This is a genomic window from Clostridium septicum (genome assembly GCF_003606265.1).
GTDB lineage: Bacteria > Bacillota > Clostridia > Clostridiales > Clostridiaceae > Clostridium > Clostridium septicum.
The window spans coordinates 733,676-748,185 of sequence record NZ_CP023671.1 but is presented as its reverse complement, the minus strand read 5'-3'; the positions used below and the strand labels follow the sequence as shown (position 1 = coordinate 748,185).

Below are 14,510 nucleotides of genomic sequence, written 5' to 3'. Positions count from 1 at the left end.
GAAGTTTTGGAATAATATACTATATAAATTAGGAGGAATTATTATGACAAGAAAAATTGATACCGACTTTGATTACAACGAGGAAATTAAAAGATGCAAAACAATCGATGATGTGATGGGTAAAAACGGATTAATACAAAGATTAGTTAAAGATGTTCTTGAAAATATATTAGAAGGTGAAATGGAAGAATATCTAGGAAGAAATAAATATGAACGTGTAGAAGCAGTTGATCAAACTAAGAAGAACTACAGGAATGGTTATAGTCGCAAGAATTTAAGAAGTTCCTTCGGTGACGTCGATCTAGACTACCCCGTGATAGAAATGCTGAATTTGAGCCATAAATTATAAAAAAATATGAAACTGTGTGTACTGAGTTAGATAAAAAGATTATATCTTTATATGCTAAAGGTATGTCAACATCTGATATTCAGGCTGAAATTGAAGACTTATATGGAATAACTATATCACCATCGATGGTATCTAAAATAACTGATAAAGTGCTTGCTAGCGCCGCCGAATGGCAAAATAGAGCATTAGATAAAATATATCCAATAGTTTATTTAGATGCTATGTACTTTAAAGTTAGAAGTAATGGAAAGATAGTTAACAAGGCTGTCTATATATGCTTAGGATACACTATGGAAGGATATAAAGATATTTTAGGTATATGGGTTGATGAAGCTGAAGGTGCTAAATTCTGGTTAGGAATTTGCAATGATTAAAAAAATAGAGGTGTAAAAGAGATTTTAATTGCTTGTATGGATGAATTAAAAGGGCTTCCACAAGCTATAAAAACAGTATTTCCATCAGTAAATATTCAAACATGTATTGTTCATCAAATAAGAAATTCAATAAAATACATACTACAAATATCTTAGAAGGTTTTAATTGAAGATATAGGTTAACATCCTATATCGTTTTTATTAATAAATAATTATTATATATTTTAACATATTGTTTTACTATGTATTAAAATAGTATAATAAATAATGTTAATTTGTAAATAAAAGGAGATTGTGTTATGAGAAAGAATTTAAAAAAATATTTATTAACTATGTTAGCAACCAGCTTAAGTTTAGTAGTTTTAGTTGGATGTACCTCTTCTAAAAATAATGGAAAAAAAGAAGGATCAACAGAAAATTTACCAATAGCAACTATTAAAATAAAAGATTATGGGAATATAGAAGCAGAACTTTATCCCGACATAGCACCTAATACTGTAAATAACTTTATATCTTTAGCTAATGATGGATTCTATAATAATTTAACATTTCATAGAATAATAGAAGGTTTTATGATTCAAGGAGGAGATCCAGAAGGTACAGGTGTAGGTGGCCCTGGATATTCAATTAAAGGAGAATTTAAATCAAATGGATTTGAAAATAACTTAAAGCATGAAAAGGGAGTGTTATCAATGGCAAGAACTAATGATCCTAATTCAGCTGGAAGTCAATTTTTTATAATGACAGAAGATGCTTCTCATCTAGATGGACAATATGCAGCATTTGGTAAAGTAATATCAGGAATAGATGTATTAGAAAAAGTAGAGAAGGTAGAAACTGATTCTAATGATAAGCCAAAAACAGATGTAATTATTGAATCAATTACTGTTGATACAAAGGGAGAAAAATATAATAAACCAGAGAAATCAAAGTAAATTTAAGAGAATAAAAATTAAAAATTAAGATTAATTTAAGATGTATCAGTTAAACTAAAATAAACTAGAAAATACATATGAAAGAAGGTTTAACATTGGGCATACAAGAAATTATGCAATACATTTCTCAATATGGTATGATGTTCTTGTTTTTTATTATATTTTTAGAGTATCTTAATTTTCCAGGTTTAGGAGCAGCTATTATTATGCCTGCTGCAGGTATTGTTGCTTCTAAATCAGGAACTAACTTTTTTGTTGCATTAGGAGTATCAATATTAGCAGGAGTAATAGCTAGTTATATTTTATATGCTATATCATATTACTTTGGAAACTCTATTTTAGATAAAATATATAAAAGATTTCCAAAGACAAGAAAGTCTATAGAGAAAACATATAGCTATGTAGAGAAATATGGTAATAAAGGAGTTTTAGTAACTAGATTAGTACCAGTTGGAAGAACTTTAATACCTTTTGTAGCGGGGACATTTAGAATGAATATAGTAAATTTCACGATATACTCTACTATAGGAATAGCAATATGGAATGCTATATTTATATATGCAGGGTATGCATTTGGTTACTTTTTTATTTAAATTATTAAAATATTTGAAATAAATTTAAATTTATAATATACTTTTTAATAAAGCATATTAACTAAACTTTAAATTAGTTTAGCAAACTAAAGGGTAATAGTTTAAGTACTAGCCTTATTTAGTTAGTTACATAATAAGAGGGGTTGTAAAACCTCTCTTTTAATTGTTAATAAATATTATATAGGTTAAAATAATACTATAAATTTAGAAATCGAGGTATTTTAATGAATAATAAAACATTTAAAAATATGGGATTAAGTGAAGAGATACTTAAAGCTTTAAATAACTTAGGATTTAGCAATCCATCAGAAGTTCAAAAAGAAGCTATACCTAATATGTTAAATAAAGAAGACATAATAGTAAAATCACAAACCGGTAGTGGAAAGACAGCAAGTTTTGGTATACCATTATGTGAAATGGCAATAGTTGAAGAAACAAAAGTTCAAGGACTAATTTTAGTACCAACAAGAGAGTTAGCAATTCAAGTAAAGGATGATATATCCAATATAGGAAGACTTAAAAAAGTTAGATGCGCAGCAGTATTTGGCAAACAGCCTTTTAATGAACAAATTAGAGAGCTTAAACAAAGAGTACATATAGTAGCAGGAACTCCTGGAAGAATAAATGATCATATAAATAGGGGGAATTTAAACTTAGAGCATATTAAATATGTAGTTATAGATGAAGCAGATAAAATGCTTAATATGGGATTTATAGATCAAATAGGTGAAATATTAGATAGATTGCCTAAAGAAAGAAATACTGCATTATTTTCAGCTACTTTACCTGAGGAAATAGAAAATCTATGTTCAAAGTATATGAAAAATCCTAAAAGTCTAACTGTACAATCTAAGGTTTTTAATAGAGAAAAAATAAAAGAAAGTTACATAAACATAGATTCTAATAATAAAGATGAAGAATTATGTAGATGTTTGTATGCACATGCTCCAGAAGCTGCAATAGTTTTTTGTAATACAAAAGATAAGGTTAAAAGTCTTTATAATGAATTAAAGAGAGATGGTATAAAAGTAGAACAACTTCATGGTGATATGGAGCAAAAAGACAGATTAAATACTATGGAAAGATTTAAAAATAAAGAATTTAAAATATTGGTAGCTACAGATATTGCGGCTAGAGGAATACATGTAGATCATATAACTCATGTATTTAATTATGAAATTCCTATGGAAAGAGAAAGTTATGTACATAGAATAGGAAGAACAGGACGAGCTGGAAAAGAGGGATTTGCTATATCATTTGTTTCTAATTATGAAAATAAATTATTAGAAGGAATAGAGGAATATATAGGTTATAAAATTCCAATGGGGAATTTACCATCGCAAGAAAAAGTTATAGAAGGAAGAAAAGTATTTAGAGAAAGTCAAAAAGAATTAAGCAAAAACATAGGAAATAATAAAAAATCTATACATAAGGATGTAACTAAACTTCATCTAACAGCAGGTAAAAAGAAGAAAATTCGTCCAATAGATATAGTAGGATGTCTAAGTAACTTAAAGGAACTAACAGGTGAAGATATAGGAATTATAGATGTTCAGGATATATGTTCATTTGTTGATATTTTAAATGGAAAAGGGAATGAAATTATTAAAAAGTATAAAGAAGTATCTATAAAAGGCAAGAATGTAAAAATTAGTAAAGCTAAAAAGTAAAATAAAAAGGTAGAGTATTAACTTTTTGAAAGTATTGAAAATAAGACAGCTCATAAGATTTAATTTGTGAGTTGTCTATTTTTTTGAAGTTTTTTAAGCTTTAAATTGATATGACATTTTTATAAATAAGTAATGGTATATGCATATAAACATTAACAGAAATTAACATATATTATATAAAAGGGGGTAATATTGTGAATATATTAAAAAAAACAGGAAAACTAGAGATTTTTGACCCTCATAAAATTATGACAAGTATAGAAAATTCAGCTACTGATATAGGAGTATTTCTTAATGAATCAGATTTGAAAATATTGAAAAAAGATATATGGAAAATGATAGCGAAGGCTTTTTGTGGTATTTAAAGTTAATTACTCTAAAGTCACATTTGTGATTTTTTATAAATTTAATAGTTAACAGTAAAAATTCACATAATATAATAAAAGGAAGGTGAGTAAAATGAAAATAATAAAAAAGGATGGTAGAATAGAGGAATTTGATTCTAAAAAAATAATAACAAGTATAGAAAATGCAGCAGATGATATTGGAGAAATGATGAATGAGTCAGATTTGAAGATATTAGCACAAGATATTGAAAGAAAGATACTAGAGATAAGAAAAGATTCTCTTTTAACATCTAGTTATGAAGTTGTAGGAGTAGTATTTTATATTCTTAAAAGAGATGAATTTAGTGATATTTTAAAAGCATATATAGAGTATAGAAAATAGTCTTAATTTAAAATCTATTAAGTATATACTTTATGGAATAAGATATTACTTTATGTTATAATTTCAATGAATCAAATTTGTGGAGGATTAATGAATGTACAAGTTAATTGCACTAGATATGGATGGAACTTTATTAAAAGAAGATAAAAGTATATCTGAAAGAACAAAGTTAGCTATACAAAAAGCAAGAGAAAAAGGAGTAACTGTTGTTTTAGCTACAGGAAGACCTATAGAAGGAGTATCAAGATATTTAGAAGAACTTGATATGTATAAAGATAGTGATTATGTATTAAGTTATAATGGAGCTTTAGTTCAAAAAACTAAAAGCAAAGAAGTGGTTTCTAAAGTTAGCTTGAAAGGTGAAGATGTACATCACTTATATAAATTAAGTAAAGAAAATGGAGTTAATATTCATGCTTTCTCAGAAATACAAGGTTTAATTACACCTAAAACAAGTAAATACACAGAGGTAGAAGCAACAATAAATGGAATAAATATTAAAGAAACAGATTTTGATGCTATAGATAAAAATGAAGTTATAGCAAAAGTAATGATGATAGATGAACCAGAATTATTATCACCAACAGCAGAGAATTTACCAAAAGAAATTTATGAAAAATATACAGTAGTAAAAAGTACTCCTTATTTTTTAGAATTCTTAAATAAAGATGCCAATAAAGGTACAGGATTAGAACTTTTAGCAAAACATTTAGGAATAAAGAAAGAAGAAGTTATAGCTATGGGTGATGCAGGAAATGACTTACATATGATAGAGTATGCAGGACTTGGCGTTGCTATGGGCAATGCTTTTGAAGAAGTTAAGAAAGCAGCAAATTACATAACATCAACTAACGAAGAAGATGGAGTTGCAGAAGTAATAGAAAAGTTTGTATTATAGTTAATGAAAAAGAGGTGTTTTGCATCTCTTTTTATTTTTAATAATAGTATGAGTAATATATTTTGCATAAAGAAAATTTGTATAGTAAAATGTTTATATTAAATACCTATATTAATAAAGGAGAAAAGTAATGAGTAATACTTATGGAAATCTTCAAAAAATTAGAGATGGAGTAAGAACTTATGGAATAACACCTCATTTACCAGGAGGTTTTGTTACACCAGATATGTTAGAAAAAATAGCTAATATAGCTAGGAAATATAATGGTGTGTTGAAAATTACTTCTGGTCAAAGAATTTTAATTACAAATTTGAAAGATTCTGATTTACCTAATATATGGGAAGAGTTAGAAATGAAACCAGCAGTAAAATGCCAAAATTCCGTTAAAAATGTAGAAATGTGCCCAGCAGGATTTTGTAAAAGAGCAAAATATAATACTATAGGTATTGGAATGAGATTATCTAATAAATATCAATGGATGGAAATGCCTTGCAGAACTAAAATAGGGGTAGCAGGTTGTAAGAATGCTTGTGCAAGTACATATTCAAAAGATGTTGGTATAATAGCAGACAAAACTGGATTAATGGTAATTGCAGGTGGATCAGCCGGATACAATCCAAGAGTTGCAGACATAATAGAAGTAGATTTAAATGAAGAACAGGCATTAAGACTTGTAGATAGCATATTTGAATATTATAAAAATAATGCAGATGCAGGAGAAAAATTAAGTTTCTTTATTGAAAGAATAGGAATAGAAAAATTCAAGGAAGAAGTAATAAAAATATCAAAGATATAAACAGCTTATTAAATATTAGCTGTTTTTTTTATGTACGCTTTTTTTACCTGTAGGTAAGAAATATTTACTTATATCAAATTTAAGAAAAGGTTTACTATATAATAAGAGTATAAATTATTGATTATAAAAGATCTAAGGGGGATTAATAATGAAGAGGAAAAGATTATTAGCACTTTCAGTTGCTACTTTATTAACTGCAGGTTTATTTACAGCATGTGGTTCTAAAGAAACATCAAAAAATGATATGAAATTAACTATTTATTGTGGATTAATGGAAGATCATATGGTTAAGATTGTTGAAGAATTTAAAAACGAAACAGGAATTCAAGCAGAAGCAGTTAGAATGTCTTCAGGAGAGGTTCTTGGTAGATTAAGAGCTGAAAAAGATAATCCTAAAGCTTCAGTATGGTATGGTGGTCCAGCAGATGCTTTTGTACAAGCTAAAGAAGATGGATTACTAGAAAAATATGTATCAGATAATGCTAAAGATATTCCAGATAAATATAAAGATAAAGATGGATCATGGACAGGGATATATGTTGGATATTTAGGTTTTGCTTCAAATAAAAAATTATTAGAAGAAAAAGGGGTAAAGGCTCCAGAAAGCTGGGAAGATTTATTAAAACCAGAATTTAAAGGACAAATATCAATTGCAAATCCAGGATCATCAGGAACAGCATATACAGCATTGGCTACAATGGTTCAACTTAAAGGTGAAGAAAAAGGTTTGGAATATATGAAAGAACTTAATAAAAATGTTAAGTCTTATGAAAAATCAGGAACAGCTCCAGCAAGACTTGCAGGACAAGGAGAAGTGATGATTGGGGTTTCATATTTACATGATGGTATCAAATATAGAGAAGAAGGTATGAAAGATATAGTTTTAACTTCACCAAAGGAAGGTACAGGTTATGAAATAGGTGCAACTGCAATAGTTAAAAATGGACCAGATCAAGAAACAGCTAAAATGTTTATTGATTTTGTTTTAAGTAAGAAGGGTCAAGAAGTAGGACAAACAGTAGGTTCATATCAATTCTTAACTAACGAAACAGCAAAAGCTCCTGCTATAGCAGATGAAATAAAAGATACAAAATTAATTGATTATGATTTAGAATGGGCTGGAAAAGTTAGAAGCGAACTTGTAGAAAAATGGAATAATGCCATTAAATAATATTTGGGGGAATAGGCTTTAAAGTGTCTATTCCCAATTAAATATATAGGGGTGATAAGAATGAGTGCTAGCAGACGTCAAATGGCTAGAAAGCATAAACTTAATGATATGAAAAAGATATGGAGAGATCCTATACTTTTAACAACAATAATATTTTTAATAGTAACTTTATCTATATTTATACTATATCCTCTATATTCTGTACTAAAAGCTAGTTTTATTGAAAGTGGAAGTTTTTCACTAAGTGCTTATAGACAAGTGTTAAAAGATATAGATTTTAGACAAACGTTTATAAATACCATTCTTTTAGGGGTTACAGTAGGTGTTTTATCAACAATAATAGGATTTATTTTTGCATATGCTGATGCATATATAAAATCACATTTTAGAAAGCTTTTTAAGTTAGTGTCAATTTTACCAATAGTTTCACCACCATTTGTTCTAGCATTATCTGCAATAATGTTATTTGGACAGTTTGGACTTATAACTAGACAACTTTTAGGTATAACAGATGCTAATATTTATGGATTTAAGGGAATTGTAATGGTACAAACTATGACATTCTTCCCAGTTGCTTATCTTTTACTAATAGGATTGTTAAAGAAGATAGATCCATCATTAGAAGAAGCAGCAAGAAGTATGGGAGCATCAAGGTGGAAAACATTCAGAACAGTAACACTTCCTTTAATGTTACCTGGACTTGCAAATGCATTTTTACTTACATTTATAGAAGTTGTAGCAGACTTTTCAAATCCTATGGTTATAGGAGGAAATTTTTCAACATTAGCTACAAAAATTTATATGCAAGCTATAGGTAACTATGATATGAAAGGTGGAGCTGCCATAGCAGTTATGTTATTAACTTTATCAATATTACTTTTTGTTCTAGAAAAATTTTGGATAGAAAAGAAGTCATACGTAACAGTTACAGGTAAGGCTTCAAGGGATAGAGATTTAATAACAGAAAAAAATATAGTATGGCCAATAGATATAATATGCTTATTAATTTCAATATTTGTATTTGCATTTTATATATTAGTACCTTTAGGTGGAATATTTAAAGTAATGGGAATTGATTATACATTTACCACAGATCATTTTAAATATGTGTTTAATTTAGGATTAAAACCTCTTAGAGATACTACGTTATTATCAATTTATGCAACACCAATAACAGGTATACTAGGTATGATTATAGCTTTCTTAATAGTAAGAAAGAAGTTTATAGGCAGAGGATTTATAGAGTTTACTTCACTTTTAGCAATGGCAGTTCCAGGTACTGTATTAGGTCTTGGATATATAAATGCATACAATACAAAACCATTAATATTAACAGGAACTGCATTTATAATAGTTATAGCTTTTATTGTTAGAAGTTTACCAGTAGGTGTAAGATCAGGAGTTGCATCATTGCAACAAATAGATCCAGCAATAGAAGAAGCGGCTCAAGATTTAGGGGCTAATTCAACGAAAGTATTTTCATCAGTAACATTACCATTAATAAAGCCAGCATTTTTCAGTGGACTTGTATATACTTTTGTAAGAAGTATGACAGCTGTAAGTGCGGTGGTTTTCTTGGTGACACCAAAGTATCAACTATTAACAGCTTCAATTTTATCTCAAGTAGATAATGGAAGATTTGGTGTAGCATCAGCATATTCAACAGTGTTAATAGGGATAGTTTTAATTGCTATTGCATTTATGTACTTTATATTAAATAAATTTGGTGTAAGTAAAAGTGATGATAACTTATTATAGGGAGTGATAGATATGCAAAGAAGTAAAGGTGTTAATATAAAAAATTTAACTAAAATATATTTGGCGCACAGTGGAAATTCAGAATTTAAAGCTGTAGATAATATTTCAATTGATATAAAAGCAGGAGAATTTGTAACTTTACTAGGACCATCAGGTTGTGGTAAAACAACAACATTAAGAATGATAGCGGGTTTTGAAATACCAACAGAAGGTGAAATATATTTAGGAGGAGATAAAATAAATATTTTAACTCCAGATAAGAGAGATACAGCAATGGTTTTTCAAAGTTATGCATTATTCCCACACTTAAATATATACGATAATATTGCATATGGATTAAAGCTTAAAAAAATGGAGAAGAAGGTACTAGACAATAAGGTTAGGAATATAATAGATTTAGTAGGATTAAAAGGAATGGAAGCCAGATATCCCAACCAATTATCAGGGGGACAACAACAAAGAGTTGCTCTTGCAAGAGCATTAGTTATGGAACCAGGAGTATTATTATTTGATGAACCTTTATCAAACCTAGATGCAAAACTAAGGGTTTATATGAGAACTGAAATAAGAAAGATTCAAAAAAAGGTTGGAATTACTGCTGTTTATGTAACACATGATCAATCAGAAGCAATGAGTCTTTCTGATAGAATAATAATAATGAACAAGGGAATAGTTGAACAAGTAGGAACTCCTAAGGAAATATATCATACACCAGCTACAGAGTTTGTTGCAGATTTTATTGGAACAGCAAATTTCTTACCAGGAAAAATTATTGATGCTGAATATGAAAGTGTAAGAATAAAAGTACAAGATGAGGTATTTAAAGTACCATATAAAGGAGCAAAATCAACTGGTGATACTTGTAAGATTGTATTAAGACCTGAAGCAATAGAAATAGGAGAAAAAGGAATATTTAAAGGTAAAATTATAACTTCAACATTTATGGGAGCATTCCAAGACTATTCAATACAAGTTGGAGAAACAATAATAAAATGTGAGGATTTTAATCCTCAAATAAAGAAGATATATGAGGAAGGACAAGATGTAATGATTAACTTTAGCAAGGAGAATGTTCATATAATCTAGTAAAGGAGGTATTATAAACTTATGCCTTTACAGGAAATTGGATTAAGATTGTTGCTGTCAATAATAATAGGTGGAGTAATAGGATATGAGAGAGAATCAACAAATAGTCCAGCTGGGTTTAGGACTCATATTCTAGTTGCATTAGGGGCTACTGTAATTTCATTAATACAAGTAGAAATGGTAAATAAATCAATGGTATTAATAGCAGCAGATCCTACTTTAGCAAATTCTATAAAAATAGATATGGGAAGACTAGGTGCTCAGGTTGTTAGTGGAATAGGCTTCTTAGGAGCAGGAACAATAATCCATACTAAAGGATCGATAAAAGGATTAACTACAGCAGCGTCTTTATGGGTAGTTGCTTGCGTTGGACTGGCTACTGGATTTGGGTACTATTCAATAAGTATTTTAGCAGGAATAGCAATAGTATTAGTTTTAGTAACATTAAAAAGATTTGAAAATAGATTTATAAATAATCGTGGCATATGTAAGGTATATATTGAGTATATAGATAAGCAAGAAGCTATGAGCTGCATTGAAGGATATATGCTGAAAAAAGGAATAAAGATTGCAAATATAGAATTTTATGTAAATGACATTGATGAAACTAATGAAATAAAAAGCTGTTTAATTACTGTAGAATTACCAAAGACAATGGAAATAAATGAACTTTTGGTCCAATGCGGTACAAATGAATATATAACACAAATTTATGAATTGAAAGATTAAAAGTAGTGGCCTAAAATTTTCTAGAGATATTTTAGGTCACTATTATTTTTGTTAAAAATAGTTTATTATAAATAATGGAAATATTTTTAATTATTATACTAGGAGAATTAAAATGTTTAAAAATAACTATAGTTTTAAGAAAAAATTACTAATGGTATTTTTATTAGTTGGAATAATTCCATTAGTATTATTATGGATATATGATGCTATATTTATTATGAAAACAACTTATGAAAAAATAGAGTATTATACAAAGAGTAATATAGAAATTGCATCTGAATTAATAGATAATAATATAAATACATATACAAAAATGGTTAATTATATAGCTGAGAACCAAGATATTCAAAAAATAATAAATAAAGAATATTCAGAAGAAAATTACAGTAGAGAAAAAAGATTTAATGATACTCAAGAACTATATAAAATAATAATGGCCATATTATCAACTCAAAATACAGAAATACCAATTCACATAGTTAATTTAGATAAAACAAGTAGATTCTCAACTACAGATTATTATGCGCCTATATATAATGATATAAGAGGAGATTTTTATAAAAAGCTAGATAATAATGAAGACATTGCTATTACTCAAATTCATAGAAGAGTAGAAGGAAAAGATTCTAAGGATACTGTGTTAGTAATAGGAAAGGCAATAGTAGATAAAGAGACAAGAGAAGTAATAGGTTATGTTATAGCTGATATATATGATGCTTATTTTGACAATATTTTTAAAGCTATATCTTTTGTTAAAGGTTCAAATGTAATGTTACTTGATGATAATGGATATATAATTACAGATAAAAATTATAAAAACTCAACAGGATTTAAATATCCAATTGATTATTTAAATAAAATGAATAGTCATGGAACAGGCACATTAAAAATGAATATAGATGATGTTAATTATGAAGGATATTATACTAATACTAAGAATACAAAAATAAAGGTAATTGAATTAATTCCTAGGAAATATTTTTTTAGTGAAGTACTAGAAAATATGAAAGTATTAATTATTTTAGCTCTAGTAGTAATTACATTATGTATTATAGTTGTTTTAATAACTTCTAAAAAAATGTCTAAGCCCATAATAGAAATGACATATTTAATGAAAGAAGTTGAAAAGGGAAATTTAGATGTTTCTATAGAAAATTATAGTAATGATGAAATAGGTGAATTATCTAGAGGATTTAATGATATGACAAAAGAACTAAGAAGACTTATAGATGAAGGTTATAGAAAAGAACTTTTAGTTCAACAAGCAGAATTTAAAGCATTAAAATCTCAAGTAAATCCACATTTTCTTTATAATTCTTTGGGATTAGTAAATTGGATGGCAAGGCTTGGAGAAGTTGAGGATGTAATAAAGGCAACAGATGCTTTAGCTAAATTTTTTAGATATAGTGTAAATAATACAGAAGATATAGTTCCAGTGAAAAAGGAATTTGAGCAAATAAAAAGTTACCTTACAATACAAAATTACAGGTATAAAGATAAATTTACAATAAAAATAAATGTAGATGAAAATATATTAGATTGGAATATTTTAAAATTAATATTACAACCATTAGTTGAAAATGCTATTATTCATGGTTTAGAGAAGAAGATTGGACAAGGAATTCTAATTATAAATGCATTTGAAATGGAAGAAAAGCTATGTTTTGAAATTAAAGATAATGGCGTAGGTATTCGAGGAAATAGTAAAAAAGGAGAAGGGATAGGAATTAGTAATGTTAATAAAAGAATAAAGTTATTTTATGGAGAGGAATTTGGAGTAGATTATAAAAGGGAAGATGAATTCACGATATTTTCTATTGTAGTGCCTAAAAAGGAGTGCGAATTAAGTGATTAAAGTATTAATAGTAGATGATGAGTATTATTCAAGAAAAGGACTTAAATGCATAATTCCATGGGAGGAAATGAAATGTAATGTTCTTGGAGAAGCATCAAATGCTTATGAAGCTATAGATTTAGCAGAAAAAATTAATCCAGATATAATAGTAACAGATATAAATATGCCAGAAATAGATGGAATAGAAATGGCAAAGAGGATAAAAAAGTTTTTGCCAGATGTAAAGTTTGTAGTAATAACAGGATATGATAATTTTCAATATGCAAGAGGAGCAGTAAAAATAAATGCGTTAGACTTTATTTTAAAGCCAATTCAAGTAGGAGAATTTACCGAGGCTATTACAAATGCAGTAAAGTTAATAGAAAAAGAAAGGTTAACAACTACTATATCTACTGAAAAGCAGATATTAAGGATTTTAAGAGGACAAACTCCTATAGAGTTTGTACATAGTTACTTCAATAATGAGGATAGTGTAAAAATTGTACTTATTAATAATGATAGCTATGATTATTTTGTAAATAATAATAAATCAAATATTAATACTAAAATTAGTTATATAATAAAAGAATGGATAAAGATTAATTTAGGTAAAGTATATATAGTAGAACCACATGCAAATAGAATTGCGTTAATTATAACTGAAGAATATAATTTAAACTTTAAGGAATTAATAAAAAAGGTAATAGAAGAAGTGGAAGGTGTACTTACAATATCCATAACTAATGTTGAATCACCTTTAAAGTTAGAGGAGCTTTATAAGAGAGCAAAGAATTTATATAGTAAATGTTTTTATGAAGGATATGGAAAGGTTTTTAATGAAAATAAAGAAGAGAATATAAAACCTAATTATGAAAAATTAGATGATTTAGTAAATGAAATAGTTAATAATATTTTAAATATAGATATAAAGAAAAGTGAAAAAAATGTTAATAAGTTATTTGAAATTTTTAGTAACAATGAAATTAAAAAAAGTAAGATAATTAAGTTAGTATTTGAATTAATACTTAGAGTAAAACAAGGTTTTCAAGAACTTGATATTTCGGTTGAATCTTTAGAAGCAATAGAATTAGAAAATGATTATGATCAAATGCTTTATTTGAAAAAGGATTTAGAGACATTTATAGTAGTTGCAATAGAAAATATAAGAGAGTATAGGGGAGAGTTAGAGGATAGTAGCATAAAAAGAGCTATTAAATTTATAAATAGTAATTTTAATAAAAACATATCACTAAAAATTGTAGCAAGTAGTGTTTATTTAAATGAAAGTTACTTGTCTAGAGAATTAAAACAAACACTAGGAATGGGTTTTTCAGAATACATAAGGAAGTTGAGAATAGAAAAAGCAATGGATTTATTAAAAAAGGGTTATTCTATTTCAAATATAGCAAAGGAAGTTGGATATAGTGATTATAGACAGTTTTCATCTAATTTTAAAAAATATACAGGAGATGTTCCTAGTAATTATAAAGGTGTGAAATAATAAAGTGGGTAAAAATGATTTTAATTCAGATAAAAGATTTGCAACATCGTTAATAGTTACAATATTTATAATTATAATATTATTAGT

13 protein-coding genes and 1 pseudogene are annotated in these 14,510 nt (G+C 27.4%); all 14 read left to right on the top strand.

Translation table 11 applies throughout. The features are described from left to right. Window positions 1-43: 43 nt before the first annotated feature. Window positions 44-864: pseudogene (locus tag CP523_RS03370) on the top strand (IS256 family transposase); the annotation flags it as partial. 158 nt (window positions 865-1,022) lie between these two features. Beyond that, window positions 1,023-1,658 carry a peptidylprolyl isomerase gene (locus tag CP523_RS03365; protein WP_066677201.1) on the top strand — a complete coding sequence of 212 codons (636 nt, stop codon included), beginning with the start codon at window positions 1,023-1,025 and terminating at the stop codon, window positions 1,656-1,658. A 77-nt stretch (window positions 1,659-1,735) separates the two neighbouring features. After that, a complete protein-coding gene (locus CP523_RS03360) occupies window positions 1,736-2,251 on the top strand; it encodes a DedA family protein (protein ID WP_176712689.1) in 516 nt (171 codons plus the stop codon). 224 nt (window positions 2,252-2,475) lie between these two features. After that, window positions 2,476-3,921, top strand: coding sequence for a DEAD/DEAH box helicase (locus tag CP523_RS03355; RefSeq protein WP_066677204.1), 1,446 nt, complete (start codon window positions 2,476-2,478; stop codon window positions 3,919-3,921). Window positions 3,922-4,115: 194 nt separating this feature from the next. Then, window positions 4,116-4,286 (top strand): hypothetical protein, encoded by a 171-nt coding sequence (locus CP523_RS15890; RefSeq protein WP_162925934.1) that lies wholly within the window; start codon window positions 4,116-4,118, stop codon window positions 4,284-4,286. Window positions 4,287-4,380: 94 nt separating this feature from the next. Further along, window positions 4,381-4,650 carry an ATP cone domain-containing protein gene (locus CP523_RS03350; protein ID WP_066677205.1) on the top strand — a complete coding sequence of 90 codons (270 nt, stop codon included), beginning with the start codon at window positions 4,381-4,383 and terminating at the stop codon, window positions 4,648-4,650. A gap of 94 nt (window positions 4,651-4,744) precedes the next feature. Next, window positions 4,745-5,548: a sugar-phosphatase gene (yidA, locus tag CP523_RS03345; RefSeq protein ID WP_066677207.1), complete on the top strand. Its 804-nt coding sequence runs from the start codon at window positions 4,745-4,747 to the stop codon at window positions 5,546-5,548. A gap of 130 nt (window positions 5,549-5,678) precedes the next feature. After that, window positions 5,679-6,344, top strand: a complete 666-nt coding sequence (locus CP523_RS03340; RefSeq protein WP_066677209.1) for a nitrite/sulfite reductase domain-containing protein — start codon at window positions 5,679-5,681, stop codon at window positions 6,342-6,344. Between the two features lie 148 nt (window positions 6,345-6,492). Next, window positions 6,493-7,515: an ABC transporter substrate-binding protein gene (locus CP523_RS03335; RefSeq protein ID WP_066677214.1), complete on the top strand. Its 1,023-nt coding sequence runs from the start codon at window positions 6,493-6,495 to the stop codon at window positions 7,513-7,515. A 60-nt stretch (window positions 7,516-7,575) separates the two neighbouring features. Then, on the top strand, window positions 7,576-9,273 hold the full coding sequence (locus CP523_RS03330) for an ABC transporter permease subunit (protein ID WP_066677216.1): 1,698 nt from the start codon (window positions 7,576-7,578) through the stop codon (window positions 9,271-9,273). Between the two features lie 12 nt (window positions 9,274-9,285). Continuing rightward, the gene (locus CP523_RS03325; protein WP_066677218.1) at window positions 9,286-10,359 is read left to right on the top strand and encodes an ABC transporter ATP-binding protein; all 1,074 of its coding nucleotides are present in this window, start codon (window positions 9,286-9,288) and stop codon (window positions 10,357-10,359) included. A gap of 21 nt (window positions 10,360-10,380) precedes the next feature. Beyond that, window positions 10,381-11,088 (top strand): MgtC/SapB family protein, encoded by a 708-nt coding sequence (locus CP523_RS03320; protein WP_066677219.1) that lies wholly within the window; start codon window positions 10,381-10,383, stop codon window positions 11,086-11,088. A 112-nt stretch (window positions 11,089-11,200) separates the two neighbouring features. Beyond that, window positions 11,201-12,943 (top strand): sensor histidine kinase, encoded by a 1,743-nt coding sequence (locus CP523_RS03315; protein WP_066677221.1) that lies wholly within the window; start codon window positions 11,201-11,203, stop codon window positions 12,941-12,943. Further along, complete coding sequence (locus tag CP523_RS03310; RefSeq protein WP_066677222.1) at window positions 12,936-14,423, top strand: response regulator; 1,488 nt, start codon at window positions 12,936-12,938, stop codon at window positions 14,421-14,423. The genes CP523_RS03315 and CP523_RS03310 overlap by 8 nt, the downstream gene beginning before the upstream one ends. Window positions 14,424-14,510: the final 87 nt, after the last annotated feature.

Bases quoted from the DNA above. Each gene is read 5' to 3' on its own strand.
- CP523_RS03365 (WP_066677201.1), top strand. From the start codon at position 1,023: ATGAGAAAGAATTTAAAAAAATATTTATTAACTATGTTAGCAACCAGC.
- CP523_RS03360 (WP_176712689.1), top strand. From the start codon at position 1,736: ATGAAAGAAGGTTTAACATTGGGCATACAAGAAATTATGCAATACATT.
- CP523_RS03355 (WP_066677204.1), top strand. From the start codon at position 2,476: ATGAATAATAAAACATTTAAAAATATGGGATTAAGTGAAGAGATACTT.
- CP523_RS03350 (WP_066677205.1), top strand. From the start codon at position 4,381: ATGAAAATAATAAAAAAGGATGGTAGAATAGAGGAATTTGATTCTAAA.
- yidA (WP_066677207.1), top strand. From the start codon at position 4,745: ATGTACAAGTTAATTGCACTAGATATGGATGGAACTTTATTAAAAGAA.
- CP523_RS03340 (WP_066677209.1), top strand. From the start codon at position 5,679: ATGAGTAATACTTATGGAAATCTTCAAAAAATTAGAGATGGAGTAAGA.
- CP523_RS03335 (WP_066677214.1), top strand. From the start codon at position 6,493: ATGAAGAGGAAAAGATTATTAGCACTTTCAGTTGCTACTTTATTAACT.
- CP523_RS03330 (WP_066677216.1), top strand. From the start codon at position 7,576: ATGAGTGCTAGCAGACGTCAAATGGCTAGAAAGCATAAACTTAATGAT.
- CP523_RS03325 (WP_066677218.1), top strand. From the start codon at position 9,286: ATGCAAAGAAGTAAAGGTGTTAATATAAAAAATTTAACTAAAATATAT.
- CP523_RS03320 (WP_066677219.1), top strand. From the start codon at position 10,381: ATGCCTTTACAGGAAATTGGATTAAGATTGTTGCTGTCAATAATAATA.
- CP523_RS03315 (WP_066677221.1), top strand. From the start codon at position 11,201: ATGTTTAAAAATAACTATAGTTTTAAGAAAAAATTACTAATGGTATTT.